Origin of the sequence: Burkholderia sp. AU17457, from assembly GCF_002223255.1 — a bacterium.
Lineage (GTDB): Bacteria > Pseudomonadota > Gammaproteobacteria > Burkholderiales > Burkholderiaceae > Burkholderia > Burkholderia sola.
The window spans coordinates 770,627-795,540 of the sequence record NZ_NKFB01000003.1 but is presented as its reverse complement, the minus strand read 5'-3'; the positions used below and the strand labels follow the sequence as shown (position 1 = coordinate 795,540).

Genomic DNA, 24,914 nt, shown 5'->3' with positions numbered 1-24,914 from the left:
TCAGGGGCGCGCCGCGTCGAGCAGCGCGCGCACCTCGTCGTCGCTCGTCTGCTCGAAGCGCGCGTAGAACTGGCTGATCCCGAGAAGCCGCGCCGGCTGCGACACCGCGACGAATGCGTCGGCCAGGCCGTCGAACGCATGCGCCGCGCCCGCCGGCGCGACCGGCACCGCCGCGACGATGCGCGCCGGGCGGCGCTCGCGCAGCGCCTGCAGCGCGACGCGCATCGACGCGCCGGTCGCGACACCGTCGTCGACGACGATCGCGATGCGTCCGTCCACCGCCAGCGGCGGCGCCGCGCCGCGGTACAGCGCTTCGCGGCGTTGCAGTTCGGCCGTCTCGCGCGCGATCACGTCGGCGAGTTGCGCATCCGATACATCCATCGCGCGGATCACCGAACGCTGCAGATGGGTCGCGCCGCCCGTCGCGATCGCGCCCATCGCGAGCTCGGGGTCGAACGGCACGCCGAGCTTGCGCACGACCAGCACGTCGAGCGGCGCGCGCAGCGCGCACGCGACCGGATACGCGACGGGCACGCCGCCGCGCGGCAGCGCGAGCACGACGACATCGGTTCGCCCCGCGTATTCGCGCAACGCGTCGGCCAGCTGGCGGCCGGCATCGGCGCGATCGGCAAAACTGCTTTCGATCACGATCGGCTCCCTGCCGTTGCGCCGGGCGCGCGCAACCCGCGCCGACGCCTGTCAACGAGCATGGTTCATCGATCGCGTCGATGCAAGCAGGGTCATACCGGCGCGCGACGCGCCGCGGGAAAGGATCAGAGACCGGCGGCCTGCCGGTACAGCCGCCAGAACGACTGCGCGTAGGACTGCGCGAGTTCGGGCGCGCGCCGGAACACGTTCACCGTGTCGGCGTGCTCGGCCGCGCCGTCGGACAACGTCGTCAGCGCGACGCTGTCGTCGACGATCACGAAACGCGACGCGGGGCCGCCGTGCCGCGAATCGATCGCGACGTCGATGCCCGCCGATTTCAGATAGCCGGCGCCACTGTATTTGCCCGCACGCGGCGAACGTACGAGCACGACGCGCACCTCGACACCCCGTGCGCGAGCCGCCCGCAGCGCGCTCGCGACGGCCGGCGGCACCTGCGTATAGCCGGCCAGCAGCACGCGGCGCTGCGCCTGTTCGATCAGATCGACGGTCGCGTCGGCCGCCGCGTTGTCATACGAAAAGTACGTGCCGACCGATGCGGCATCGGACGGAATCTGGCTGGCGTGGACGCTCGTCGCGCAGCAGAACGCGGCGAGCAAGAAGGCGGCTGGTCTCATGGCGGGCGCCATTGTAGCGACGCCAATTCGCATGACAAGAGGCGGCTGCGACGCTGCTGCGCCGACGCAACACACAGTACGGAACAGGTGCCCGGCCGCTGTGTTTCGAGCCGGGTTCCGACCCGTCGATCAGCCGGCCGCGACGCGCGCAAGCCAGCTCGTCACGCCGTCGACGGAACGGAAGTCCGCGAGGCTGCGCGCGGGCAACGCGGGATACGCGCCACCGGCCATCTCGGCCAGCGCGCGCCCGGGGCCGAGTTCGAGAAACGCGGTCGCGCCGGCCTCCACGCATGCGGCAAGACAGGCCGCCCATTCGACCGGCTCCGCGATCTGCCGCGCGAGCTTGTCGAGGCCCGCGTCGACATCGAGTACGGACGCGCCATCGATCCCCGAGAACAACCGGGTGCCGGGCAACGGCCGGCGCACGCGCGTCGCGGCCAGCGTCGCGCGAAATGCCGGCACGGCCGCCGCCAGCCGACGCGTATGCGACGCGATCCGCACGCACACGGGCGCGACACGCAGCGCGCCGGCGCGCGCCGCGTCGTCGGCCACGGCGTCGACATCGGCCTGCCGCCCGGCGACCACGAACGCGTCGCCGGGGTTCGCGATCGCGATGGCCGCGTCGCGACCGTCGCACAGCTGCGCCAGTTGCGCCCGCGTCAGGCCGCGCACGAACGCCATCCGCTCGTCGCCGCCGCTCACGGCATCCATCTCGCGTGCACGCGCATCGGCCAGGTCGAGCGCATCGTGCGGGTCGATCATCCCCGCGACGCTCCACGAGCCGACCTCGCCGACGCTGTAGCCCGCGACGCAGCGCCGGCGCGGCCACGCCGCATCGAGCAGCGCGGCCGCCGCGAGCGCCTGGAGCGTGCAGAGGATCTGCGCGACCCGGTTTTCCTGCAGCGCGTCGGGCCCGGCCTGCCGGACCCACGTGCGCGGATCTTCGCCGAGCAGCCGGACCGCATGCGCGAACAGTGCGTCGGCCTGCGGCGCCGATCCGGTCAGATCGAACATGTCGGCGCGCTGCGCGCCTTGCCCCGAGCACAGGATGGCCAGCGTCATCGCGCATGCCCTTCGGCTTCGAGCGCATCGACGAATACGCTCATCGCGAGCAGGTCGGCCGCGCCGCCCGGGCTCAGCCGGCGCGCCACGAACGCACGATGCGCGGCCGCCGCGCGCAGCCGCCAGTCGCGCGCCCGCACGCCGCCGCGCGCGACGAACGCACGGGCGGTCGCGCGGGCGAAATCGAGGCCGTCCCGGCCGCCCCGGTGCAGCAGATTCGTGTCGTCGAGCGCGGCGATCAGCGCAAAGCACGCGGCGACGCGCGCGGCTTCCGGATCGCCCGGCAGATCGCGCCGTGCGCGGCGCAGCGCGGGCAGTCCGATCGCATACACGGTCGGGAAGCCGTCGGCGGCCTCGCGACGCGCACCGCCGACACCGTAGCGGCGGCTCGCGCGCTCGCCGTGGCTGTCCGGCAAACGCGGGCCGCCGAGGATCTCGACGCCCCAGCGGCGCGACACGAACGCACCGAGCGTCGTCCCGGCCGGCATCGCGCCCGGCATCGCGCGCCGGCCGGCGGCCGCGCACAGCAGCCCGAGGCCGAAGATCGCGCCACGATGCGTATTGACGCCGCCGGTCGCGGCGAGCATCGCGTGCTCGGCACGCAGGCCGATCTTGCGCAGCACGGCCATGTCGGCGTCGCGTGCGCCCGCGTCGGCGAGTTCCGCGAAGTACGGCCGCAGCACGGCGGCGCTGCGCGCGAACGTCGCGGCATCCATGTCCGCGTGACTGCCGGTGTCGACGTGACTGACGAGGCCCGGCTTCGGATAGGTGTCGATCTCGAGCACGAGGCTGCGCTCGGCCAGCGCGGCGACGCGCTCGGCAGCCGACGGCACCGCCACGCGGCACGCACTCCGGGCGCTCATGCCGTGCCTCCGATGAATGCATCGGCGCGCATCAATTCGACGGCCATCGCGGTCTTCACCGCGACTTCGGGCAACCGCGCGTGCAGTTCGCGCCAGTTGACGCCAGCGCCGTCGTCGCGCAGCAGTTCGCCGTCGATGCGCATCGGCGCGTGCGCGTCGATCGCCGCAAGACCGTCGAGCAGCGGCGCGAGCGACGCGGCGTCCGGCAGCGGGAACACGATGTCGAGATCGGACGATGCGCTCAGGTACGGCTCGCCGGTCAGCGCCTGCCAGGCGAGGCTGCCGAACACGCGGCCCTGCGCGCCGCAGCGCGCGCCGAGCGCATCGAGCTCGCGCAGCGGCGCATGCCACGCGGCGGGCGCGGCGGCGAGTACGTCCGCCAACGCAGGCAGCGGGCCGACCGTCGCGAGCGCGTCGGCGGCCACGTTCAGCGCGATGCGCCGCTTGCCCGCCGACGGCGGCAGCGGCAGGCCGAGCGGCACGCGACCGGCATCGGCTTCATCCGGCGACGCGCGACGCACGATCAGCGGCCACCCGCGTTCGGCCCATGCGCGCAAGAACGACTCGCCCGCGAGCGCGGGATCGCGGGCAAAGGCCGCGTCCCACCCGGCCGCCGTCAGCGTGACGAGCGTGTGGCGGCGCAGCGGCAGCTCAGCGTGCGGCACGCGCGAGTGCCTCGACGCGGGCGGCGACGTCGGTCGCGACCGGCCGGCCGCGCGCCGCGCGCCGATCGACGCGCTCGGCCGGCTTGCCGAGCCACTCGCCGACCTGTGCGTCGAGCGCGTGGGACGGATCGAGCACGGCGTCGACGGCGCCCATCTTCACGAGGTTGTCGAGCCCCGGCGCGAACACCGCTGTCGAACGCGCCATCTCCTTCAGCACGTCGATCGGCAGCTTGGTGACGCGCGACATCGACGGCAGGTCCATCACCTCGGGCTCGGCGCCCGGCACCGCGAGCAGCGTGCGGGTCGCGAGCGCGGTCGCGATGAACGCGCCCGCGGCCGTGTGACCGTACAGCACGCCGATCGTCCGGTGCCCGGCGAGATCCGCATGCATCAGGCACTTCGCGAGATGCGACAGCCCCTCGTTCAGGCCGAGCAATTCGTCGCGCTTGCTCATCCGCTGGCTGTCGCTGTCGACCAGCACGACGATCGGCGTATCGCCGCCGCGCGCGACCGTGTCGAGCACGCGCGACGCGAGCGTCAGCGCCTCGTCGATGCCGAACGGCAAGCGGTCGGTCACACCGATCACGTCGACGCGCGTGCCGGCCAGTTCCGCGTGGCCCGTCAGCAGGCCACCATTGCGCGCAATCGAATGGCCTCGGGGAAACAGCGAGTTCAGTACTTCATCGAGCGTCATGCCGCGGCTCCTGCAGTTGATCGGCGAGCTTCGCAAATTCGTCGTCGGGCATCCCGGGGATCGCTTCCGGCGCGTCGGCCCCGAGCATGCGCCACACGTCGAGCGCATCCTTGCAGCCGCCGAACCGTTCGACCCGCGCGTCGAGACGCGCCTGCTCCGCGCGCAGCATCGCCGCATCGAACGTCGGCGCGCGATCGATCAGGTCGAGCGCCGCCGCGCGGAACGCGTCCGGCGTATCGGCCACGTACCGATCGGCACCGCCGATCAGCCGCCGGTGCTTGCCGCCCATCGTGCGCCAGATCAGCGCGCGATCCTTGGAGTCGAATTCCTCGACGCCGCGATTGGTCTCGATCACTTCAGGCCCCGACACGCTGATGCGCCCCTGCTCCGACACCGCGAGCGCCGAACAGCACGCGGCGAGCAAGCCGCCGCCGCCGTAGCAGCCCGCGCGGCCGCCGATCAGCCCGATCACCGGCACGCCGGCCGCACGCGCTTCGACGAGCGCGCGCATGATCTCGGCGATCGCGAGCTCGCCCGCGTTCGCTTCCTGCAGCCGCACGCCGCCCGTATCGAACAGGATCAGCACCGGCTTGCCGACTTCACGCGCGGCACGCAGCAGCCCGGTGAGCTTCGCGCCGTGCACTTCGCCGAACGCGCCGCCCATGAAACGGCCTTCCTGCGCGGCGACGAACACCGACTTGCCGTCGAGCCGGCCGTGGCCGACCACCATCCCGTCGTCGAACTGCTGCGGCAGGCCGAACAGCGGCAGGTGCGGGCTCGTCACGCGTTCGGCCGGCCCGAGGAATTCGCCGAAACTGCCCGCGTCGAGCAGCCCGTCGATACGCTGCCGCGCCGATGCTTCGTACCAGCTCGCCGCATTCGCGACGAACGCCGGTGCGTCGTGGATCGTGTCGCTCATCATGCATCCCCCTCGATCGCGCGCACGGCCTGCGCGAGCCGCAGCGACACCATGTCGGGCCGCGCGCCGCCGTCGTTGATCGACAGCTTCAGGCCGCCCGGCGTGCGCCGTTCGACGAAATCCGACACGACCGCCTGCCAGACCGCGCCGAACCCGACGGCCGCGGTGCGGATGTCGATCTCGCATTCGTTGCCCGGCAGCACGCGCTCGACGAGCACCTCGAGATTGCCGGACGCGACCACGCCGACGAGCGCCGCGGCCCGTTCGCCCTTCGCGCGTTCGCGCGCGGTGAAGCGATAGTTCAACTGTTCCATGCCCCTCTTCCTCACCAGTTGCGGAACCGGGCCGGCGGCGCATAGAGCCCGCCCGACCAGTGCACGAGATCCTTGATCGAACGCGCGGCGAGCCAGCGGCGGTCGGCGTCGAGCGGATCGATGCCGAGATCCTCCGGGCGGCGGATCACGCCGCGCTCGCGCAGCCGTTCGACCATCTTCCGGTCGCGGCCGCGGCCGACGTCCGTATAGCCGGCGACGCCGCGGATCGCGTGCTCGCGTTCGTCCTTGTCGCGGCACATCAGCAGGTTCGCGATGCCCTCCTCGGTGACGATGTGCGTGACGTCGTCGCCGTAGACCATGATCGGCGCGAGGTCGAGCTGCAGCTTGTCGGCAAGCTTCAGCGCGTCGAGCTTCTCGACGAACATCGGCACGTTCTTGTCGCCGAACGTCTCGCCGATCTGCACGACCAGCTTGCGGCCGCGCCGCAGCGCCGCCGGCGTGTCGGGGTCGGCTTCCGCGCCGGCCTTCAGCCACGGCTCGCTCGGATGGCGCCGGCCGCGCGCGTCGCTGCCCATGTTCGGCGCGCCGCCGAAGCCGGCGATGCGCTCGGCGGTGACCGTCGACGAATGGCCGGACAGGTCGATCTGCAGCGTCGAGCCGATGAACATGTCGCACGCATAGAGGCCGGCCGTCTGGCAGAACGCGCGGTTCGAGCGCAGCGACCCGTCGGGGCCCGTGAACCACACGTCGGAGCGCGCGCGGATGTAGTCGTCCATCCCGACCTCGGAGCCGAAGCAGTGGATCTGCTCGACCCAGCCCGATTCGATCGCGGGAATCAGCGTCGGGTGCGGATTGAGCGCCCAGTGCGTGCAGACCTTGCCCTTCAGCCCGAGCTTCGCGCCGTAGGTCGGCAGCAGAAGCTCGATCGCGGCGGTGTTGAAGCCGATCCCGTGGTTCAGGCGCTTGATCCCGTACGGCTCGTAGATGCCCTTGATCGCGAGCATCGCGGTGAGGATCTGCGTCTCGGTGATCGCGGCCGGATCGCGCGTGAACAGCGGCTCGACGTAGAACGGCCGGCCGGCCTCGACGACGAAATGCACGCGGTCGCCCGGGATGTCGACGCGCGGCACCTTGTCGACGATGCGGTCGACCTGCGCGATCACGATGCCGTCCTTGAACGCGGTGGCTTCGACGACGGTCGGCGTGTCCTCGGTGTTCGGGCCCGTGTACAGGTTGCCGTCGCGATCGGCGCTCACGGCCGCGATCAGCGCGACCTGCGGCGTGAGGTCGATGAAGTAGCGGGCGAACAGCTCGAGATAGGTATGCACCGCGCCGAGCGCGATCTTGCCGCCGAACAGCAGCTTCGCGATGCGCTGCGACTGCGGGCCCGAATACGCGAAGTCGAGACGCGTCGCGATGCCGCGCTCGAACACGTCGAGGTGCTCGGGCAGCACGACGCCCGACTGCACCATGTGCAGGCCGTGGATCTTGGCGCTGTCGACGTCGGCGAGCGCGGTGGCGAGCAGATCGGCCTGCTTCTGGTTGTCGCCTTCGAGGCACACGCGGTCGCCGGGCCGCAGCACCGCTTCGAGCAACGCGACGGTGTCGCGCGCGTCGACCCGCTTGCCCTGCGCGTACGCCGCGCCGGCCGCGACGCGTGCATCGCGCGCCTGCCGCGCGTGATTCCATCCGGTCATGAACAGTTCTCCGCTTCGATGGTTCAGCGGCATTCTAAGCCTGGCGCCGCCGCCGATTGATGATGTTGCAGAATGCGACTCAGAGGACGCCGCGATGGATGCGGCCCGCACGCGGGCCGCGTCGCATTGCCCTACGCGCCGACCAGCGCGCGCGTCGTGAAGAACAGCAGCGACGGCCCGAGCAGGCAGCCGACGCCGGTGTGGAACGTCGCAACCAGCGCGCCGTACGGCACGAGCCGGCGATCGGTCGCGGCGAGCCCCGCGCTCACGCCGCTGACGGTGCCGGCGAGGCCGCCGAAGATCATCGCGGAGCGCGGCGTCTTCAGGCCCATGAAGTTGGCCGCGACCGGCGTGCCGACCATCACGATGATCGCCTTCACGAGCCCCGTCGCGATGCTGAGCGCGATCACGTCGGAGCTCGCGCCGATCGCCGCGCCCGTGACGGGCCCGACGATGTAGGTGACGGCGCCCGCGCCGATCGTCGTCATGCTGACCGCGTCGGTATAGCCGAACGCGCGCGCGACGCACGCACCGACGATGAACGGCAGCACGGTGCCGAGCAGCAGCGACACGACGCCGACGAGCCCGGCCTTGCGCGCCTCGGTCGGCTGCACTTCGAACGCGGTCGCGACGATCGCGAAATCGCGCAGCATCGCACCGCCCATCAGGCCGATGCCGGCGAACAGCTTGACGTCGGCCAGCCCCTTCTCGCCACCGGTGAAGGCGCCGCCGACGTAGGCGAGCACGAGGCCGATCACGATCGCGATCGCCGAGCCGTGCACGCGGCCGAACGTGAGCTTGCGCGACGCGATCGACGACAGCCACATGATCAGGCCGACCAGCGCGAACGACGCGACGAGCCCGTTGTGGGCGACGGTTTTTTCGAGCATCTGCAGCATGGCGGCCTCCGTTATTGTTCTTCGAATTGCGGCACGCCCGCGAAGGCCGTGTCGTCGCGGCCCGTGCGCGCGAGTACCGCGATGCAGCATGCGCAGATCGCGACCGCGCCGACGGCGGCCAGCAGCGCGACCGGCCCGCCCTTGAGCGCGGCGACGACGTTCTGGTTCGCGGCCATCGCGACGACGACCGGGATATACATCGCGCCCCAGAAGCCGACGCCCGCCTCGGTCTCCTTCGGCAGCCAGCCTCGCCGGTGCAGCCACAGGCGCAGGCAGATCAGCAGCAGCATCGCGATGCCGACGCCGCCGACGTTGGTTTTCACGCCGATCGCGCTGCCGAGCAGGTCGCCGAGGAACAGTCCGGCCAGGTGGCAGAACGCCAGCAGCGCGGTTCCGTAGATGATCATGAGTCGTCTCCAGTCTCTTCGTGACGGGCGCCTGACGCGTGCGGGAGCCAGGCCCGCACGCCGATCCCGGGCGGACTGTGTGTCTCCTGCGGCGGGGCGCCGCGGCCCGGCGGCTCGTCGTGCGAGCGCGTTCTCGGGGTCGATGGGATGATGCGGGTTCGGGCCGGACGCCGGATGGCTTAGACTGATCGATGCAGCCGGCGGCGCGACACGGGCTACGCGTCCGGTGCCCCTCGTTCGCGGAGGCCGCACTGGCGCGTGATCCGATACTAGCGCCGCAAAATCCGGCCATTTATGAAGTTGTCGAAACCGATTCAGTGGATTTAGCAATGCGTCCGTTACCGCCCGAATTGCTGCGCAGCTTCGTCGCCGTCGCCCAGTCCGGCAGCTTCACCGCCGCGTCCGAGCGCGTGAACCTGTCGCAGTCGACCGTCAGCCAGCATATCCGCCGGCTCGAGGAGCTGCTCGACCGGCCGCTGTTCGAGCGCGACACGCGCAACGTGCACCTGTCGCAGCACGGCGACGCGCTGTTCCGCTACGCGGTGCGCATCCTCGAACTGATGGACGAGGCCGTCACGTCGGTATGCGGGCCGCCGCTGTCGGGCAAGGTGCGGCTCGCGATGTCGGAGGATTTCGCGTCGGCGCACCTGACGGCCGCGCTCGCGAGCTTCGTGCAGCGCAACCCGGACGTCGAGCTCGCGATCTCGACCGGACTGTCGGGCGACCTGTTCGACGCGCTCGACGAGGGCCGGCACGATCTCGTGTTCGCGAAACGCATCGCCGGCAGCCGGCGCGGCCGCGTGATCCGCAGCGAACCGCTGTACTGGTGCACCGGCCCCGATTCGCGGATCACCGGCCACGAGGCCGTGCTGCCGCTCGCGATGCATCCGGAGCCGAGCGTGTCGCGCCGCCGCGTGCTCGAATCGCTCGAGGCCATCGGGCGGCCGTACCGGATCGCCGTCGTGAGCAGCAGCATCGCGGTGCTGCGGGCGGCCGCGAGCGCAGGGCTCGGCGTCAGCGCATTCGCCGGCTACGTGATCCCGGCCGGGCTCGCGCGGCTCGACGCGGGGCTGCCGGAACTCGGCGAACTCGAATACGTGATCGATCGCCCGGCGGCCGCGTCGCGCTCGACGCTCGCGCTGGAAGCCACGTTGATCACGGCGGCGGCCGAGCTGTAACGGCACTGCGCGCGGGCGCGACCGCACCTGACAGCTTTGCCCGGAACGCGTCATCGTCCGCGCAGCACCCGCTCGCGACAATGGGCCCCATCCGGACGCACCGCGCATCGCCGCGCGCGCCGGTACCCCGTCCCCTCGATCGGAGCCCGCCATGAACAACGCCCTGCGATTCGCCGTCGCGACCGCTGCAGCCGCCTTGCTGTCCCCCGCCTTTGCCCAGACCGACGCGTCGGCCCCCTCACAACAGGGCCTGACGCGCGCCGAAGTCATCGACCAGCTCAAGCAAGCCTATCTCGACGGCGAACTGCCGACGAACGACGGCAACTACCCGCCGAACGCCGCGACCCGTGCACGCAACCGCGAACTCGTGCAGGCCGTGAGCCCCGCCTGGCTGGCCCACGTGCCGCCCGCCAGCCAGGCGACGTCGCAGCAATGACCGGCGCCGCCGTCGCGCCGGCGCGACGGGATCGGGATCAGGGCAGGAAGCTGCGGCGCCGCGCGTCGATCAGTTCGACGAGCAACCGGTCGCGCTCCGCCGCCAGTTCCTGCATCGAGCGCTCGCCCTGGATCGCGCGCAGCTCGTCGGTCAGCTTGCGATCGACTTCCGGATCGAACGACGGCGCGCCGAGGTCGTCCCACCAGCTCGTGATCGGCCCCGACAGGTGTTCGAGGAAATGCGCGATCCCGCCCGCGCCGCCGCCGAGGTGATAGGTCAGACACTGCCCCATCAGCCCCCAGCGCAGGCCGGGCCCCCACGCGACGGCCTTGTCCGCATCGGCGACGCTCACGACGCCTTCGCCGACGAGGTGATACACCTCGCGGAACAGCGCGGCCGCGAGCCGGTTCGCGACGTGGCCGGTCATCTCCTTGTTCAGCACGATCGTCTGCTTGCCGAGCGCATCGTAGAACTGCTTCACGCGCGCGATCACGTCGTGGGCGGTCGCGTCGCCGCCGACCAGCTCGACGAGCGGGATCAGGTGCGGCGGATTGAACGGATGCGCGATCAGGCAGCGCTCCGGATGCTTCGCGCACGCGGTCTGGATATCGGACATCTTCAGGCCCGACGAACTCGACGCGATCGGCACGTGCGCGGGCAACACGTCGTCCATCTGCCGGTAAAGCGCGCGCTTCAGGTCGAGCCGCTCGGGGCCGTTCTCCTGCACGAAGTCGACGCCGTCCAGCGCGCGCACGAGATCGGCGTCGAACGACAGCCGCGCGGAAAGTTCGGCGGCCCGCTCGCCGAGGAAGGCGGCAAGCGCGTCGCGCAGCCGCGCATCGGCTTGCGGCGCCGGGTCGGTCGCGACGACGTCGAAGCCTTGCGTCAGGTAGAAAGCGGCCCAGCTCGCGCCGATCACGCCGGCGCCGACGATCGCGATACGTCGAATGTCCATGGTTGTCCCGTGTAGTTTGGTCTGCGGATATGCCGCGGCGATTGTCGCATCGAATCCCCCGCGCACGCGTCGACGCGGATTGCATCCTGCCTCTTGAAATGCGCGGCGACGGCCACTAATTAAGCGTCGGCTGGCAGTGCCGCATGCAACGCACCGCCCCCGTATCGACCCCGTGGAGCCACCCGTCGCGCCCGCCGCAGGCGTCGCGCCGTCACGTCTCCCGCGTTCCCTGTTCAGGAGGACCAACATGAGCGGTATCCATCACGGCTATGACCTGTTCGACGAATTCGCCCGCCTGCAGCGGCAGATGACGAGCCTGCTCGGCGAACGTCCGTCCGGCATCCGCGCGGGGCGCGCCGGCACGTTTCCCGCACTCAACGTCGGCGCGACCGACGACGCGATCGAGATCGTCGCGTTCGCGCCCGGCATGGCCGCGGCCGACTTCGACGTGTCGATCGACAAGGATCTGCTGACGATCAGCGGCGAGCGCAAACCGGCGCCGCGCACCGAGGGCGACGACGTACGCACGTATGCGCAGGAGCGCTTTCACGGCGCGTTCCGCCGCGTGGTCGAACTGCCGCGCGACGCGGACCCCGACCAGGTCAGCGCCCGCTACGAGAACGGCTGCCTGCTGATTCGCGTCGGCCGGCGCGAAGCATCGAAGCCGCGTGCGATCACCATTCAGTAATCTTCAGGATACCGACATGAACACGAACCCGACCCTGGCCGAACGCCAACCGAGCACCGTTCACGCTGCCGCCGCCGAAGCCGTGCGCCGGCCCGCGATCACCCCGTCCGTCGACATCGTCGAGGACGCGCGCGGCGTCACGCTGCGGGCCGATCTGCCCGGCGTGCCGCGCGAGAACCTCGACGTGAAGGTGCACGACACGACGCTGACGCTCGAAGCCGCGACGCATATCGACACGCCGGCCGATCTGCGCGTGCGACACGCGGAAGTGCGCGCGACGCGCTATGCACGGTCGTTCGTGCTGAGCGCCGATCTCGACACGTCGAGGATCGACGCGAACCTGCGTGACGGCGTGCTGACGCTGACGATCCCGCGCCGCGAGGAAACGCGTCCGCGCCGCATCGACGTGACGGTCGGCAACGCGTAAGGGTCGACGCGTGTCCTGACGCGACGCGCATGAAAAAGCCCCGCTCCGGCACGATGCCGGGCGAGGCTTTTTTTGCATCGGGCCGTGCGCGCTCAGGCGCGCGGACGGCAGCTTCAATCGAAATCGAACAGATCGAACACCGACTTCTTGCGGCGCCGGCCGTCGTGCCGGTATCGCTCGTCGTGGGAGCGGTCGTCGTGCGAGCGGCTGTCGCGCCCCCAGCCGTCGTCGCGCTCGCGCGGCGCGTGCGCATCGTGTTGCGCCGGCGCGTCGCCGGTTTCGCGGGCGATCAGCTTGTCGAGTTCGCCGCGATCGAGCCACACGCCGCGGCAGGTCGGACAGTAGTCGATCTCGATCGACTGGCGCTCGGCCATCAGCAGGTCGGGCGTCTTGCAGACAGGACATTTCATCGCATTTCTCCTTTCCGTGCGAATGTCATCCGGATTCCGTATGAGGCGCGCGAGCCGCCGCCGCGGCGGCCGGCGTCACGCGCGCCGGCTCAGTCGCGCGCCACGTGCGCGGCCCGCTTCGCCTTCGCGCGCCGCGCCAGCATGTTCATGCCCTCGACGAACGCCGAGAACGCCATCGCCGCGTAGATGTACCCCTTCGGCACGTGCGAACCGAACCCTTCGGCGATCAGCGTCATGCCGATCACGACCAGGAACGACAGCGCGAGCATCACGATCGTCGGGTTGCGGTCGATGAAGCGTGCGAGCGGCTGCGCGGCGAACAGCATCACGCTCACGGCAACGATCACGGCGACGAACATGATCGGAACGTGCTCGGTCATGCCGATCGCGGTCACGATGCTGTCGATCGAGAACACGATGTCGAGCATCACGATCTGGCCGATCGCGGCCCACATCGTCAGGCCGGCCGCGCCGGCGGCCCCGCCCGCGCCGTCGCCGTCGTGCGACACGTGGTGATGGATCTCGGTGGTCGCCTTCCACACGAGGAACAGGCCGCCCGACAGCAGGATCATGTCGCGCCACGAGAACGCATGGCCGAACAGCGTGAACACGGGTTCGGTCAGGCTCGCGATCCACGCGACGCTGCCGAGCAGCGCGAGGCGCATCACCAGCGCGAGCGCGATGCCGAGGCGCTGCGTGCGGGCGCGCTGCGCTTCGGGCAGCTTGTTGCTGAGGATCGAGATGAAGATCAGGTTGTCGATGCCGAGCACGACTTCCATCACGACGAGCGTCAGGAGCGCGGCCCAGACGGCGGGGTCGGTGGCAAGCGTCAGCAGGTAGTCCATGGGATGGGCCGATACGAAAGTGGAAAGCCCGATGATATGACGACCCGAACTTCGGAAAAATCAGCGAGAATCTGAATCCAAGTTCGGTTTTTTCGATATGTCGCGCTCCGATGCTGAATTTTCGCCATCTGTACTATTTCTGGGTCGTCGTGAAGGAAGGCGGCTTCGCGCGCGCGGCCGGCCGGCTGGACATGGCCGTGCAGACGATCAGCGCGCAGGTGCGCGAGCTGGAGAAAGCGCTCGGGCACCCGTTGCTGCGCCCGGCCGGGCGCGGCGTCGCGATGACCGACGCCGGGCAGGCCGCCTTTGCGCGCGCGGAAATCATCTTCGAAATGGGCCGGCTGATTCCCGACGACGTGCGCGCGGCGGCCAGCCAGCCGACCGTGCGGCTCGCGGTCGGCCTCGCGGACGGCATCTCCAAGCTCGCCGCGCACGCGATCCTGGCCCCGGTGCTCGACACGCCCACGCTGCGGCTGTTGTGTCACGAAGGCGAGCACGACGCGCTGCTCGCGGAACTCGCGCTGCACCACCTGGATCTCGTGCTGGCCGGTCAAGGCGCGCCGTCCGGGTCGAACCTGCGCGTGACGAGCGAGCGGCTCGTCGCGTCGCCGGTCGACTGGTACGGGCCCGCGGCGCTCGTCACGCCGGCCGCGCGGCAGCGCTTTCCGCACTGCCTGGCCGAGCTTCCGGTGCTGCTGCCGACCGCGCATTCGGCATTGCGCGTGCGTCTCGACGTGTGGCTGGAAAGCGAGCGGATCATGCCGCGCGTGGCCGGCGAGTTCGAGGACAGCGCGTTGATGGCCGTGTTCGCGGCGCGCGGCCTCGGCGTGTTTCCGCTGAGCGAACTCGGCGCGAACGATGCGTCGCTGCTGCGCGGGCTCAGGCGGCTCGGGCGCGCGGGCGACGTGACCGAGGAGATCCACGCGATCCGCTCCCGGCGCGGCGAACATCATCCGCTGACGGCGCAATTGCTGGCCGCGGCGCGCGGCGCGCCGGCCGACTGAAGCGAGCGCGACATCAAACGAAACTATAATGTCGCCCCGGCCATACGAGATGTGCGCCGCATCAATCCGGGCACTCCCCTTGCGCCGCCTCTCGCCGAGCCTTCTGAAAGACGCCATGCACAACCGATTTCGCCTGTTTTCCGTTTCGTGCGCGCTCGCGGCCGCGACCGTGCTGGCGGCATGCTCGTCGCCGCCCAAGCCGATCTACCAGCAGGAACAGTTCGACGCGGCCACCAGCCCGTACGCGCATACGTTCCACGCGAAATCCGACGCGGCCTGCGAGGCCGCGCGGCGCGCGCTGCTGAGCCAGGGCTACGTGGTGTCGTCATCGCGCAACGACGCGGTCGACGGCAGCAAGAATTTCCAGCCGAGCAACGACATGCACGTCGTGATCGAGTTTCACGTCGTGTGCGCGGACGCGACCGCGGACGGCGCGTCGAGCATCGCGTACGTGAACGCGGTGCAGGACCGCTATACGCTGAAGAAATCGAATACGTCGGCCAGCGTGGGCCTCAGCGTGTTCGGCTCGCTGTCGCTGCCGATCGGGTCGAGCGACGACGCGCTCGTCAAGACCGCGAGCGAGACGATTCCCGCCGGCGTGTTCTATGAGCGCTTCTTCACGCTCGTCGACCATTTCCTGAAGATCGATCCGGCGCGCCGCGACCGCGCGACCGTGAAGGCCGCCGAGAAGGAGCCCGTTGCGCCGCTGCCGGAGCCGGCGCCGACCCCGCAGGGCGAACCGATGAAGATGACGACGCCGGTCGTGCCGACGCCGCCCGCGGCGCCGGTGCCGCTTTCGGCAACGGGTGTCGCGCCGGGTTCGGGCGCGAATGCCGTGCCGGCCGCGGCATCGGCCGTCGCGGCGCCGGCTGCGATGCGCGCTGCGGCGCCGACGACGGCGTCCGGGTCGGTGCCGGCTTCGGGAGCGGCCCCCGCGGCGGCTTCGGCACCCGCGCCGGCTTCGGCTGCTGGCCCGGCGCCTGTGTCGCCCCCTGCGCCGGCTCCCGCTTCGGCTGCTGCGCCGGCTTCGGCGCCTAAGCCGGTTTCCGGTCCGGCAACCGCGCCCGCACCTTCGTCGACCTCCGGTTCGACGGCCGCGCCGGCTTCCGCGCCCGCGTCTGCTTCGGCGCCAGCGGCAGCAGCGGCCACCGTTACGCCGTCCTCGTCCTCGGCCGCGTCTTCGTCAGCGACATCCACGTCCGCATCGACCTCGGCATCGCCGCCGTCAAGCGCATCGCCTGCGCCGGCTGCCGCCAACCCCGTCGCATCGTCCACGCCGTCCGGCGTGGGCGCACCCACCGCAAATTGATCGCGCTCCCGTACCGTTGCGCCCGGCCGCATGCGGCGCGGCGCGACGGTACGTCACCCTTCCGCATGATTCCCTGAGGTCGTTTCCGCCCATCCGGCCGTGCGCCGGCCGCGTATGTCCTGGCGGGATTGACGGTAAGGCAACGTCGACGCGTGACGGTTCGCCATGCACGCGCCAGGCTCGCCGCCACCGCGCGCGACAATCGCAAGCGATCCGCCGTCCCGCGACCGCGCCGCTCGCCGGCGCCCGCGCCTACCGCAACGTCGCGCGCAGCGTCTGCAGATCCTCGACGGTCGTGGTCACGCCGCCGCAGACGATCACAGCGATGTCCGCGGCCGACGCGAGCACCGGCACCGGCCGCTCCAGTGCGGCCAGCGCCGCGCCGCACGCGGGCTCGACGACGATCCTGTGTTCGTCGAGAAACCGCAGCGACGCAGCCACCGCGTCGGCATCGGACACGACGACCGGATGGATCGCGTGGCGTGTCGCCCATTCGACCGCCGCGTCGCACGGCCGCTTCGCGCCGAGCGTCGTCGCGATGCTCGAGATGGCCGCCAGTTCGACCGGGCGCCCCTGCGCGATCGAGCGCGCATAGCAGTCGGCGCCTTCCGTTTCAGCGGCGACGACCGGCACGTCGTGCCAGCCGTTGCGCGCGAGCCCTTCGAGCACGCCGCACAGCAGACCGCCGCCGCCGACCGCGAGCACGACCGCGTCGGGTTTCGGGCCGGCCGCCGCCATCTCGTCGATCATCGTCGCGTGGCCGTCCCACAGCACCCGATCGTCGAACGGATGCACGAACGCGTCGTGCGCGTCGAGCCCCGACTGCGCGAACGCGTTCGCCTCGGCCCAGCTCGCGCCGTGCACGACGAGTTCCGCGCCTTCGACGCGGATCAGCTCGCGCGCCCGCGCCGATGTGCTTTCCGGCACGACGACGCGCACCGGCACGCCGAGCTCGCGGCCGCAGTACGCGACCGCGATGCCCGCGTTGCCGCCCGACGACGACACGAATCGCCGCGCGCCGGCGGCGTGCCGTGCCTCGCAGACGGCGCCGATGCCGCGCAGCTTGAACGAACCCGACGGCTGCAGCGCCTCGAGCTTCAGCCGGATGGACGTGCCGAGCCGGCGGGACGCGATCGGCGAGCGGATATAAGGGGTCGGGATATGAAGCGGCATGGGACGGAACGCAATGAGGACGGGAGGAAACGCACGTGACGCGCGACGACGCGAATGCGGCAATGACGGTCATCGTACGGCAGGCCCGCCATGCTTTCCAATACCATCGGATGGCTTTTGATATGCTTCACAGGCATATCCACACCCCAGGCCCGACACCGCATGCGCCAGATTGAACTGCGTCACTTGCGCTACTTCGTCGCCGTCGCCCAGGCCGGCAGCGTGATGGCCGGTGCCCGCGCGGCCGGCATCGTGCAACCCGCGCTGTCGCGGCAGATCCGCGAGCTCGAGGACGCGATCGGCACGCCGCTGCTGATCCGTCGCGCGACCGGCGTCACGCTCACGGCGGCCGGGACGAGCTTCCTGCGCGATGCGACCGGCCTGCTCGCGATGCTGCAGGACAGCCGCGAGCGCGCGTTGCGCAGCGCGGCCGGCCAGCTCGGCGAACTGCGGCTCGGCGCGCTGCCGAACTGCCTGCCGTTGCCGGTCGTCGCGAATGTCCTCAAGGCGTTTCGCGACGCGTGCCCGGACGTGAAACTGTCGATCGCGCCGATGCTGTCGGCCGAACAGGCGAGCGCGCTGATGCGCGGCCAGCTCGACGCCGGGATCATGGCGTGGCGTCGGGAGGAAGCGCCGCACCTAACGGGCGTGCGGCTGCTGAGCGACCGCTTCGTGCTCGCGATGCCCGCGCCGCCGGGCGGCCGCTTCGTCGCGCCGCGCACGCTGGCCGACGTCGCGAACGAGCCGTTCGTCTGGTTCGATGCGCAGCGCTCCGCCGCGCACCACCGGTTCCTGATGACGCAATGCGAGCAGGCCGGCTTCACGCCGCGCATCGCGCAGGTCGGCAGCGACATCCCGACGCTGATCGGCCTCGTCGCGGCCGGAATGGGCTGCGCGTTCGTGCCGGAAAGCGCGTCGCCGACCTGCCCGCGCACGGTCCGGCTCGTCGCGCTCGACGCGCTCGCGAGCCGCTTCGACATCGAGTTCGTGTTCGACGGCGCGGCGGCGGCCCCGTCGCCCGTCGTCGCGCGGTTTCTCGCGGCGGTCCGCGACGCGGCCGGCGAACCGGGCTGAACGTACGCCGGGCGCATCGGCGCGCGGCCGGGCGACGCGACCGGCAGCGCCGGCCGATGGACGGAATCGCCTTTCCGCCATCTCGCCGTTTTCGCTGTTTTTGCACACTAAACGACACCGCCGTGTCACCGAAAAGTCTTTCAGAACGCCGACGGACGGCGTCACGACGACGCTATTTTCAAATTGACACCCAAAACGGCCGTTTAACGCCGATTCGAATCGTCCTGGCCCGAAATATACTGCCCGCGCATCCAACCCCTCGTGCCAAAGAGAGGATGCGTTTCCGCCCCGGCCACGGACCCCCTGTGGTCGGGGCTTTTTTGCTGTTGCGTGTCGAGTCACGCCCCACACGCCGCCCGCGCGCCGCATTGTTGACATGAAATCAAGATAATTTCGTCCGGATGCGGCTTTTTCCGCAAAAGTAATGCAGGCACACTTCGGGCTGACCTCAATGGCTTCGTGCCGTTGTCCCCCGCTTACAGGAGCCCGCCGCGTGAACCCCACGACTTCTTCTCCGTCCCGCCCGGGCGGCAGCGCCGCGCTGCCGCTGCTGGCGCTCGCCGCCGGCGCGTTCGGCATCGGCACGACCGAGTTCTCGCCGATGGGCCTGCTGCCCGTGATCGCCGACGGCGTGCACGTGTCGATTCCGCAAGCCGGCATGCTGATCAGCGCGTATGCGATCGGCGTGATGGTCGGCGCGCCGCTGATGACGCTGCTGCTCGCGCGCTGGTCGCGTCGTTCCGCGCTGATCGCGCTGATGTCGATCTTCACGATCGGCAACCTGCTGTCGGCCGCCGCACCCGACTACACGACGCTGCTGCTCGCCCGCCTCGTGACGAGCCTCAACCACGGCGCGTTCTTCGGGCTCGGCTCGGTGGTCGCCGCGAGCCTCGTGCCGCGCGAGAAGCAGGCCAGCGCGGTCGCGACGATGTTCATGGGGCTGACGATCGCGAATGTCGGCGGCGTGCCGGCCGCGACCTGGCTCGGCCAGATCATCGGCTGGCGCATGTCGTTCGCGGCGACCGCCGGCCTGGGCCTGGTCGCGATCGCCGGCCTGTTCGCCGCGCTGCCGAAGGGCGAAGCCGGCAAGATGCCGGACCTGCGTGCCGAACTCTCCGTGCTCACGCGCCCGGTCGTGCTCGGCGCGCTCGCGACGACGGTACTCGGCGCCGGCGCGATGTTCACGCTCTATACGTACGTCGCGCCGACGCTCGCACACCTGACGGGCGCCACGCCCGGCTTCGTGACCGCGATGCTCGTGCTGATCGGCGTCGGCTTCTCGATCGGCAACATCGCGGGCGGGCGCCTCGCCGACCGCTCGCTCGACGGCACGCTGATCGGCTTCCTGTTGCTGCTGATCGCGACGATGGCCGCGTTCCCGCTGCTCGCCGCCACCCATGCGGGCGCCGCCGTCACGCTGCTGGTCTGGGGGATCGCGACGTTCGCGGTGGTGCCGCCGCTGCAGATGCGCGTGATGCGTGCGGCCCACGAAGCGCCGGGCCTCGCGTCGGCCGTCAACATCGGCGCGTTCAATCTCGGCAACGCGGTGGGCGCCGCCGCCGGCGGTGCGGCGATTTCGGCCGGGTTCGGCTACGCGGCGGTGCCGCTCGTCGGCGCGCTGATCGCCGCCGCCGGGCTCGCCCTCGTCATGCTGCAGGTCACGCAGCGCCGCCGCTCGCCGGCCGCCGCGAATTCGTAAGCGCGGGCACGTCGGGACCATCCGGAACCGTCCGCACGCATTCTCACGGCCGCGTCATGCGGCCGTTTTCATTGTCGGCGCGCGGTCGGTTCGACGGCCCGGTCAGCGCCGAGCGGCGAACCCGCCGAAGAACGCGCGTGCGTTCGCGTCGAGACTCTCGAGGTGGTAACCGCCCTCCTGCACGATCACCGTCGGCAAGCCGAGCGCGCCGATCGCGCCGCCGAGTCGGCCGAACCCGTCGGTCGTGACCGCAACCTGCGATTGCGGATCGTCCTTGTAGATGTCGAAGCCGAGCGCGAGCACGAGCGCATCGGGCTGGAAGCGCGTGAGCGCGCGCAGCGCGTCGTCGAGCCGCGCGAAGAACGTCGACTCCGGCGCGCCGTGCGGCATCGGCAGATTGAGGTTGAAGCCGTCGCCGGCGCCCGCGCCCGTCTCTTCCTCGTAGCCCGCGACGACCGGGTAGAAGTTGGTCGGGTCGCCGTGAATCGATACGTACAGCACATCGTCGCGGCCGTAGAAAATCTCCTGCACGCCCTGCCCGTGATGCATGTCGGTATCGAGAATCGCGACGCGGCGATGGCGGCCGAGCAGCGCTTGCGCGGCGATCGCCGCGTTGTTCAGGTAGCAGAAGCCGCCGGCCGCGTCGCGGCGCGCATGATGGCCGGGCGGCCGGCACAGCGCGTAGGCTTCGCGTGCGCCGTCGTTGACGTCGGCCGCCGCGGCCAGCGCACCCTGCGCGGACCAGTACGCCGCGCGCCACGTATTCGCGCCCACCGGGCAACTACCGTCGGCGAGATAGCGCGCGGCTTTCGCGAGCACGCCGCGCAGCGGGTTCGGATCGCGCACGAACACGTTCGACATCACTTCGTCGCCCCAGTCGTCGGGCATCTGCTTCCAGTCGCGGTGCGCGTCCTCGAGAAAGCGCAGGTAGTTCATGTCGTGCACGGCCGCGATCGGCGCGGTGCCGCGGTCGGCCGGCTCGCGCACGTCGAAGTCGAGCGACCGGACGGCCGCGACGAGCCGCGCCGCGCGCTCGGGCACTTCCTGCGGTTCGCGCATCCGGCCGCGCGACAGGTAGCTGCGCGGATGGTGCAGCAATTGTTCGGGATGGAAATAGGTTTTCATCGTAGTCCTCGTCGATTCGCCGGATCAGGCGCCATGCGCGGCGGCCGCCGCGTCGACGCGCGCCGCGATGCCCGCGCGCGCCAGCACCGCATGGAGCAGTACGTTCGCGCCGCGCGTCACGTCGTCGGGCAACGCGTCCTCGGCTTCGTTGTGCGACAGGCCGTCGACGCACGGAATGAACACCATCGCGGTCGGGAAACGGCGCGCGAGCAGGATCGCATCGTGGCCGGCGCCGCTCACGATCCGCTCGTGCGTGTAGCCGAACGCGGCGGCCGCCCGCGCGACCAGCCCGACGCAATCGGGATCGAACGGCGTCGCCGGGCTGCGCCAGCAGGTGTCGATCGCCACCCGCACGCCGCGCACGACGGCGATGCGAGCGCACGCATCGCGCAGGTCGCGCTCCATCGCGTCGACTTCGGCATCGTCGTGATGACGCAGGTCGACCGTGAACGTCAGGTCGCCGGCGATCGTGTTGCGCGACGCGTTGCGGATGCCGACCTGCCCGATCGTCGCGAGCCCGCGCGGCGCATGGCCGGCGACGATCCGTTCGAGTTCGAGCGCGATCTGCGCACTCGCGAAATATGCGTCCTTGCGATACGGCATCGGCGTCGTGCCGGCGTGCGCGGCCACGCCCGTCACCGTCACGTCGAGCCAGCGGATCGCCTGCCCGCCGGTGACGATGCCGATCGTCGTGCCGTTCGCCTCGAGCACGGGCCCCTGTTCGATATGCGCCTCGAAATACGCGTCGACCGCGCCGCCCGTTGCGCGCGTGCCGCGATAACCGCATGCGTCGAGCGCCGCGCCGAGCGTGACGCCGTCGGCGTCCTGCTTCGCGAGCGCGTCGTCGAGCGGCAGCGCGCCCGTGAATACGGCCGAGCCGAGCATTGCCGGCGCGAAGCGCGCGCCTTCCTCGTTGGTCCACGACACGATCTCGAGCGGCTTGTCGGTCGCGATGCCCGCGTCGTTCAGCGTGCGCACGAGTTCGAGCGCGGCGAGCACGCCATAGACGCCGTCGAAGCGGCCGCCCTCGGGCTGCGTGTCGAGATGGCTGCCGATCAGCACCGGCGCGGCGTGCGCATCGGCGCCGTCGCGCCGCGCGAACAGGTTGCCGACGGCATCGACGCTCACAGTCAGCCCCGCGTCGCGACACCATTGCGCGAACAGGTCGCACCCGCGCCGGTCGTCATCGGTGAGCGCGACGCGCCGCACGCCGCCGCGCGGGGTCGCGCCGACGCGCGCCATGTCGGCCAGGCTCTGCCACAGGCGGGCGCCGTCGATTTCAAGCAGGTCGTTCATATGGATTCCCGATCGATCCATTCGTTGCGATTCAATGCGAGCCGAGCGCTTCGGCGGCGGCCGGCTGCGCGGCGCGGCGCGCATCGAGCGCGACGATGCAGAGCAGCGAGATGCCGGCGAGACACGTGTAGAACACCGCGAGCGGCCACCATTGGCCCGTGAAGCGATGCGCGAGCCATGTGCCGACGAGCGGCGTCAGGCCGCCCGCGATCGCGCCGCAAATCTGGTACGCGAGCGAGATCGCCGAATAGCGCACGTGGGCGGGAAACACGTCGCTGACGAAGCCCGCGATCACCGAATAGAAACCGGCCATGCAGACGACGGCGAGTGCGATGCCGGCGATCAGCGACGCGGACGTCCCGCCCTGCACGAGCATGAACATCGGATACGGCGACAGCATCGCGAGCAGCGCCGCGAGCTTCAGGAAGCGCGCGCCGCCGATGCGCTCCGCGATCCACGCCGCAAGCGGCTGCGCGAAGAACTGGATGATCGCGACCGCGAACAGGCTGTCGAGGATCAGCGAGCGCGACACGCCGACGTACTGCGTCGTGTACGCGATCATGAACGTGTTCGTGAAATAGACGCCCGCGATGCCGATCGTGTTCGCGCCGATGCAGAGCAGCACGGGCCCGGACGCGGAACGGAACACTTCCGCGACCGGCAGCTTCACCGTGCGGTTCGCTTCCTTGACCCGCGCGAATTCCGGCGACTCGTTCACGCCGAGCCGGATCAGGATCCCGACCACCAGCAGCACCGAGCTCGCGAGGAACGGCAGGCGCCAGCCCCACGCGAGGAAGTCGGCCTTGTCCATCGACGTGGCCGCCCGGAACGCGATCAGCGACAGGATCAGCCCGGCCGGGCTGCCGAGCTGCGCGAACGACGCGAAAAACGTGCGGCGCCCCTGCGGCGCATGCTCGCCCGCCATCAGCACCGCGCCGCCCCATTCGCCGCCGACCGCGATCCCCTGCACGATACGCAGCGCGACGAGCAGCACCGGCGCGAGAACGCCGACCTTCGAATAGGCGGGCAACAGCCCGACGCATACGGTCGCGACGCCCATCATCATCAGCGTCGTCATCAGCGCCTTCTTGCGGCCGATGCGGTCGCCGAGATGGCCGAAGATCACGCCGCCGAGCGGACGCGCGAAGAAGCCGACCGCGAACGTCGCGAACGACGCCATCGTGCTGACGAACGGATCGTGCGACGGGAAATAGAGTTCGCCGAACACGAGCGCGGCAGCGGTCGCGTAGATGTAGAAGTCGTACCACTCGATCATCGTGCCGATGAACGCGGCCGTCGCGGCGCGTGCCGGCTGGCGGGCGGAAGGAAGGGACTCAGTCATGCGGGCTCCTGACGCGCGCCGCGGCGGGCGGCACGCAATATCGTGAGGACGGCCGTCTGTCGCGGCCTCGCGCCGCACCGCTGCGGCGCCCCTCCTTTATCGGTGGCCGCAAATCATTAGTCAAATTTCAAGTTATTATTCACCATATAAGTTCAACTAATGCCCGCTCGCCGCCCGCCCGGAGACCCGATGCGCCCCGACCTCGCCCCGTTCCTCAACGATCGCCTCGACTGGAACCTGCTGCGCACCTACCTGGTGATCATGCAGGAGCGCAGCGTGAGCCGCGCGGCCGCGCGCCTGCACGTCACGCAGCCGGCCGTGAGCCAGGCGCTGCGGCGGCTCGAGGAGACGCTCGAGCGCCGGCTGATCGAGCGGCGCGGCGCGCACTTCGAGCCGACGCCGGCCGGCGAAGCCGTGTACCGGATCGCGAGCGACATCTACGGCGGCATCTCGCGCCTCGAAACCGAAATCGACGACAGTACGGCCGACCTGACCGGCTCGATCCGGCTGCTGACGGTGAGCCGTATCGAATCGCCCGTCTACGACGAATGCCTCGCGGATTTCCATCGCGCGTATCCGCGTATCGATCTGCAGATCGAAGTGATGCGCTCGTCGGACATTCTTTCCTCGCTGCTGCAGAAGACGGCCACGGCCGGGCTCGGCCTGTGCCGCACGCCGCACGACAAGCTGGAAATGCGGTGCTTCCTGCGCCAGCGCTATGCGATCTACTGCGGCCGCCATCACCGGCTGTTCGGGCAGACGCAATTGCGGATGGACGATCTGCTCGCGGAGAATTTCGTGTCGTTCACGAGCGACCAGATCGGCGACAGCCTGTCGCCGCTCACCGTGTTCCGCGACCAGAAGGGCTTCACGGGGCGCATCGTCGCGTCGTCGCCGAGCCTCGACGAAGTGCGGCGGCTGATCTTCGCGGGCTATGGCATCGGCTGCCTGCCCGAGCACATCGTGCGCGACGACATCGCGCAGCAGCGGCTGTGGCGGTTGCCGCCCGACGACGGGCTCGTCGATGTCGACGTGTTCCTGCTGTGGCATCGCGACCGCAAGATGAATGCGGCCGAGCATGCGTTTTTCGACGCGATGGAGCGCTGCATGCAGCGCTATTCGCTCGCGGAGCGGCTGGGGAAATGATGACGCGGGTGCGCCCGATGCACGCGCCGGGCACACGCGGCCC

At 70.5% G+C, this 24,914-nt stretch carries 27 protein-coding genes; 9 read left to right on the top strand and 18 right to left on the bottom strand.

Annotation, left to right across the window (positions count from 1 at the left end; genetic code table 11):
• From CFB49_RS06215 to madL, 11 genes are all read right to left on the bottom strand, one after another.
• Positions 1-648: a phosphoribosyltransferase gene (locus CFB49_RS06215; RefSeq protein ID WP_069617097.1), complete on the bottom strand. Its 648-nt coding sequence runs from the start codon at positions 646-648 to the stop codon at positions 1-3.
• 125 nt (positions 649-773) lie between these two features.
• Positions 774-1,295 carry a phospholipase D-like domain-containing protein gene (locus CFB49_RS06210; RefSeq protein ID WP_069617096.1) on the bottom strand — a complete coding sequence of 174 codons (522 nt, stop codon included), beginning with the start codon at positions 1,293-1,295 and terminating at the stop codon, positions 774-776.
• 117 nt (positions 1,296-1,412) lie between these two features.
• Positions 1,413-2,345, bottom strand: coding sequence for an acyltransferase domain-containing protein (locus tag CFB49_RS06205; protein ID WP_089490905.1), 933 nt, complete (start codon positions 2,343-2,345; stop codon positions 1,413-1,415).
• The gene (gene mdcB / locus CFB49_RS06200) at positions 2,342-3,208 is read right to left on the bottom strand and encodes a triphosphoribosyl-dephospho-CoA synthase MdcB (RefSeq protein WP_069617094.1); all 867 of its coding nucleotides are present in this window, start codon (positions 3,206-3,208) and stop codon (positions 2,342-2,344) included. Before mdcB ends, CFB49_RS06205 begins: the two co-directional genes overlap by 4 nt.
• Complete coding sequence (mdcG, locus tag CFB49_RS06195; RefSeq protein ID WP_069617093.1) at positions 3,205-3,873, bottom strand: malonate decarboxylase holo-[acyl-carrier-protein] synthase; 669 nt, start codon at positions 3,871-3,873, stop codon at positions 3,205-3,207. The genes mdcB and mdcG overlap by 4 nt, the downstream gene beginning before the upstream one ends.
• Positions 3,860-4,567: a biotin-independent malonate decarboxylase subunit gamma gene (mdcE, locus tag CFB49_RS06190; protein ID WP_069617092.1), complete on the bottom strand. Its 708-nt coding sequence runs from the start codon at positions 4,565-4,567 to the stop codon at positions 3,860-3,862. The genes mdcG and mdcE overlap by 14 nt, the downstream gene beginning before the upstream one ends.
• A complete protein-coding gene (locus tag CFB49_RS06185) occupies positions 4,554-5,489 on the bottom strand; it encodes a biotin-independent malonate decarboxylase subunit beta (protein ID WP_089434813.1) in 936 nt (311 codons plus the stop codon). Before CFB49_RS06185 ends, mdcE begins: the two co-directional genes overlap by 14 nt.
• Positions 5,486-5,800: a malonate decarboxylase acyl carrier protein gene (gene mdcC / locus CFB49_RS06180; RefSeq protein ID WP_069617090.1), complete on the bottom strand. Its 315-nt coding sequence runs from the start codon at positions 5,798-5,800 to the stop codon at positions 5,486-5,488. The genes CFB49_RS06185 and mdcC overlap by 4 nt, the downstream gene beginning before the upstream one ends.
• Positions 5,801-5,811: 11 nt before the next feature.
• A complete protein-coding gene (gene mdcA, locus CFB49_RS06175; protein WP_089491423.1) occupies positions 5,812-7,458 on the bottom strand; it encodes a malonate decarboxylase subunit alpha in 1,647 nt (548 codons plus the stop codon).
• Between the two features lie 131 nt (positions 7,459-7,589).
• Positions 7,590-8,357 carry a malonate transporter subunit MadM gene (gene madM / locus CFB49_RS06170; RefSeq protein WP_027808885.1) on the bottom strand — a complete coding sequence of 256 codons (768 nt, stop codon included), beginning with the start codon at positions 8,355-8,357 and terminating at the stop codon, positions 7,590-7,592.
• 11 nt (positions 8,358-8,368) lie between these two features.
• Complete coding sequence (madL, locus tag CFB49_RS06165) at positions 8,369-8,764, bottom strand: malonate transporter subunit MadL (RefSeq protein ID WP_006485307.1); 396 nt, start codon at positions 8,762-8,764, stop codon at positions 8,369-8,371.
• A gap of 329 nt (positions 8,765-9,093) precedes the next feature.
• Between madL and CFB49_RS06160 the strand changes: the two genes are divergently transcribed.
• Both CFB49_RS06160 and CFB49_RS06155 read left to right on the top strand, forming a co-directional pair.
• Positions 9,094-9,942 carry a LysR substrate-binding domain-containing protein gene (locus tag CFB49_RS06160; RefSeq protein ID WP_069617088.1) on the top strand — a complete coding sequence of 283 codons (849 nt, stop codon included), beginning with the start codon at positions 9,094-9,096 and terminating at the stop codon, positions 9,940-9,942.
• 151 nt (positions 9,943-10,093) lie between these two features.
• Positions 10,094-10,378, top strand: a complete 285-nt coding sequence (locus CFB49_RS06155; RefSeq protein ID WP_069617087.1) for a DUF4148 domain-containing protein — start codon at positions 10,094-10,096, stop codon at positions 10,376-10,378.
• Between the two features lie 37 nt (positions 10,379-10,415).
• Here the strand turns inward: CFB49_RS06155 and CFB49_RS06150 are convergent, their stop codons facing one another.
• On the bottom strand, positions 10,416-11,333 hold the full coding sequence (locus CFB49_RS06150; protein WP_069617086.1) for a 3-hydroxyacyl-CoA dehydrogenase NAD-binding domain-containing protein: 918 nt from the start codon (positions 11,331-11,333) through the stop codon (positions 10,416-10,418).
• Positions 11,334-11,580: 247 nt separating this feature from the next.
• Between CFB49_RS06150 and CFB49_RS06145 the strand changes: the two genes are divergently transcribed.
• Entirely contained in the window at positions 11,581-12,021 is a 441-nt protein-coding gene (locus CFB49_RS06145) for an Hsp20/alpha crystallin family protein (RefSeq protein WP_069617085.1), read from the top strand.
• A 16-nt stretch (positions 12,022-12,037) separates the two neighbouring features.
• Positions 12,038-12,448 (top strand): Hsp20/alpha crystallin family protein, encoded by a 411-nt coding sequence (locus CFB49_RS06140; protein ID WP_089490904.1) that lies wholly within the window; start codon positions 12,038-12,040, stop codon positions 12,446-12,448.
• A 113-nt stretch (positions 12,449-12,561) separates the two neighbouring features.
• Here CFB49_RS06140 and CFB49_RS06135 read toward each other — a convergent pair whose 3' ends face one another.
• Positions 12,562-12,858, bottom strand: coding sequence for a TFIIB-type zinc ribbon-containing protein (locus CFB49_RS06135; RefSeq protein ID WP_089490903.1), 297 nt, complete (start codon positions 12,856-12,858; stop codon positions 12,562-12,564).
• A gap of 89 nt (positions 12,859-12,947) precedes the next feature.
• Entirely contained in the window at positions 12,948-13,703 is a 756-nt protein-coding gene (locus CFB49_RS06130; RefSeq protein ID WP_089490902.1) for a TerC family protein, read from the bottom strand.
• Positions 13,704-13,813: 110 nt separating this feature from the next.
• On the opposite strand from CFB49_RS06130, the gene CFB49_RS06125 reads away from it, so the two are divergent.
• Positions 13,814-14,707 (top strand): LysR family transcriptional regulator, encoded by an 894-nt coding sequence (locus CFB49_RS06125; RefSeq protein WP_089434808.1) that lies wholly within the window; start codon positions 13,814-13,816, stop codon positions 14,705-14,707.
• Positions 14,708-14,822: 115 nt separating this feature from the next.
• Positions 14,823-16,016, top strand: coding sequence for a DUF2242 domain-containing protein (locus CFB49_RS06120; protein ID WP_089491422.1), 1,194 nt, complete (start codon positions 14,823-14,825; stop codon positions 16,014-16,016).
• A gap of 252 nt (positions 16,017-16,268) precedes the next feature.
• Here the strand turns inward: CFB49_RS06120 and CFB49_RS06115 are convergent, their stop codons facing one another.
• Positions 16,269-17,189 carry a pyridoxal-phosphate dependent enzyme gene (locus tag CFB49_RS06115; protein ID WP_089490901.1) on the bottom strand — a complete coding sequence of 307 codons (921 nt, stop codon included), beginning with the start codon at positions 17,187-17,189 and terminating at the stop codon, positions 16,269-16,271.
• A 162-nt stretch (positions 17,190-17,351) separates the two neighbouring features.
• On the opposite strand from CFB49_RS06115, the gene CFB49_RS06110 reads away from it, so the two are divergent.
• Positions 17,352-18,263, top strand: a complete 912-nt coding sequence (locus tag CFB49_RS06110; protein ID WP_069617078.1) for a LysR family transcriptional regulator — start codon at positions 17,352-17,354, stop codon at positions 18,261-18,263.
• Positions 18,264-18,756: 493 nt separating this feature from the next.
• On the top strand, positions 18,757-19,962 hold the full coding sequence (locus tag CFB49_RS06105) for an MFS transporter (RefSeq protein WP_089434805.1): 1,206 nt from the start codon (positions 18,757-18,759) through the stop codon (positions 19,960-19,962).
• A gap of 102 nt (positions 19,963-20,064) precedes the next feature.
• On the opposite strand, the gene CFB49_RS06100 is transcribed toward CFB49_RS06105, so the two are convergent.
• From CFB49_RS06100 to CFB49_RS06090, 3 genes are read right to left on the bottom strand one after another with little or no spacing between them, the layout of a single operon-like run.
• Positions 20,065-21,087 carry a histone deacetylase family protein gene (locus CFB49_RS06100; RefSeq protein ID WP_069617076.1) on the bottom strand — a complete coding sequence of 341 codons (1,023 nt, stop codon included), beginning with the start codon at positions 21,085-21,087 and terminating at the stop codon, positions 20,065-20,067.
• A 24-nt stretch (positions 21,088-21,111) separates the two neighbouring features.
• Positions 21,112-22,383, bottom strand: coding sequence for a Zn-dependent hydrolase (locus CFB49_RS06095; RefSeq protein WP_089491421.1), 1,272 nt, complete (start codon positions 22,381-22,383; stop codon positions 21,112-21,114).
• 31 nt (positions 22,384-22,414) lie between these two features.
• Positions 22,415-23,725 carry an MFS transporter gene (locus tag CFB49_RS06090; protein WP_069617074.1) on the bottom strand — a complete coding sequence of 437 codons (1,311 nt, stop codon included), beginning with the start codon at positions 23,723-23,725 and terminating at the stop codon, positions 22,415-22,417.
• A gap of 189 nt (positions 23,726-23,914) precedes the next feature.
• Between CFB49_RS06090 and CFB49_RS06085 the strand changes: the two genes are divergently transcribed.
• Positions 23,915-24,871, top strand: coding sequence for a LysR family transcriptional regulator (locus CFB49_RS06085; RefSeq protein ID WP_089490900.1), 957 nt, complete (start codon positions 23,915-23,917; stop codon positions 24,869-24,871).
• Positions 24,872-24,914 lie beyond the last annotated feature (43 nt).

What these genes read in the sequence shown, in the direction of transcription:
- CFB49_RS06210 (WP_069617096.1), bottom strand. Translation starts at nt 1,295, where the DNA reads ATGGCGCCCGCCATGAGACCAGCCGCCTTCTTGCTCGCCGCGTTCTGC.
- CFB49_RS06205 (WP_089490905.1), bottom strand. Translation starts at nt 2,345, where the DNA reads ATGACGCTGGCCATCCTGTGCTCGGGGCAAGGCGCGCAGCGCGCCGAC.
- mdcB (WP_069617094.1), bottom strand. Translation starts at nt 3,208, where the DNA reads ATGAGCGCCCGGAGTGCGTGCCGCGTGGCGGTGCCGTCGGCTGCCGAG.
- mdcE (WP_069617092.1), bottom strand. Translation starts at nt 4,567, where the DNA reads ATGACGCTCGATGAAGTACTGAACTCGCTGTTTCCCCGAGGCCATTCG.
- CFB49_RS06185 (WP_089434813.1), bottom strand. Translation starts at nt 5,489, where the DNA reads ATGATGAGCGACACGATCCACGACGCACCGGCGTTCGTCGCGAATGCG.
- mdcC (WP_069617090.1), bottom strand. Translation starts at nt 5,800, where the DNA reads ATGGAACAGTTGAACTATCGCTTCACCGCGCGCGAACGCGCGAAGGGC.
- mdcA (WP_089491423.1), bottom strand. Translation starts at nt 7,458, where the DNA reads ATGACCGGATGGAATCACGCGCGGCAGGCGCGCGATGCACGCGTCGCG.
- madM (WP_027808885.1), bottom strand. Translation starts at nt 8,357, where the DNA reads ATGCTGCAGATGCTCGAAAAAACCGTCGCCCACAACGGGCTCGTCGCG.
- madL (WP_006485307.1), bottom strand. Translation starts at nt 8,764, where the DNA reads ATGATCATCTACGGAACCGCGCTGCTGGCGTTCTGCCACCTGGCCGGA.
- CFB49_RS06160 (WP_069617088.1), top strand. Translation starts at nt 9,094, where the DNA reads ATGCGTCCGTTACCGCCCGAATTGCTGCGCAGCTTCGTCGCCGTCGCC.
- CFB49_RS06155 (WP_069617087.1), top strand. Translation starts at nt 10,094, where the DNA reads ATGAACAACGCCCTGCGATTCGCCGTCGCGACCGCTGCAGCCGCCTTG.
- CFB49_RS06150 (WP_069617086.1), bottom strand. Translation starts at nt 11,333, where the DNA reads ATGGACATTCGACGTATCGCGATCGTCGGCGCCGGCGTGATCGGCGCG.
- CFB49_RS06145 (WP_069617085.1), top strand. Translation starts at nt 11,581, where the DNA reads ATGAGCGGTATCCATCACGGCTATGACCTGTTCGACGAATTCGCCCGC.
- CFB49_RS06140 (WP_089490904.1), top strand. Translation starts at nt 12,038, where the DNA reads ATGAACACGAACCCGACCCTGGCCGAACGCCAACCGAGCACCGTTCAC.
- CFB49_RS06135 (WP_089490903.1), bottom strand. Translation starts at nt 12,858, where the DNA reads ATGAAATGTCCTGTCTGCAAGACGCCCGACCTGCTGATGGCCGAGCGC.
- CFB49_RS06130 (WP_089490902.1), bottom strand. Translation starts at nt 13,703, where the DNA reads ATGGACTACCTGCTGACGCTTGCCACCGACCCCGCCGTCTGGGCCGCG.
- CFB49_RS06125 (WP_089434808.1), top strand. Translation starts at nt 13,814, where the DNA reads ATGCTGAATTTTCGCCATCTGTACTATTTCTGGGTCGTCGTGAAGGAA.
- CFB49_RS06120 (WP_089491422.1), top strand. Translation starts at nt 14,823, where the DNA reads ATGCACAACCGATTTCGCCTGTTTTCCGTTTCGTGCGCGCTCGCGGCC.
- CFB49_RS06115 (WP_089490901.1), bottom strand. Translation starts at nt 17,189, where the DNA reads ATGCCGCTTCATATCCCGACCCCTTATATCCGCTCGCCGATCGCGTCC.
- CFB49_RS06110 (WP_069617078.1), top strand. Translation starts at nt 17,352, where the DNA reads ATGCGCCAGATTGAACTGCGTCACTTGCGCTACTTCGTCGCCGTCGCC.
- CFB49_RS06100 (WP_069617076.1), bottom strand. Translation starts at nt 21,087, where the DNA reads ATGAAAACCTATTTCCATCCCGAACAATTGCTGCACCATCCGCGCAGC.
- CFB49_RS06095 (WP_089491421.1), bottom strand. Translation starts at nt 22,383, where the DNA reads ATGAACGACCTGCTTGAAATCGACGGCGCCCGCCTGTGGCAGAGCCTG.
- CFB49_RS06090 (WP_069617074.1), bottom strand. Translation starts at nt 23,725, where the DNA reads ATGACTGAGTCCCTTCCTTCCGCCCGCCAGCCGGCACGCGCCGCGACG.
- CFB49_RS06085 (WP_089490900.1), top strand. Translation starts at nt 23,915, where the DNA reads ATGCGCCCCGACCTCGCCCCGTTCCTCAACGATCGCCTCGACTGGAAC.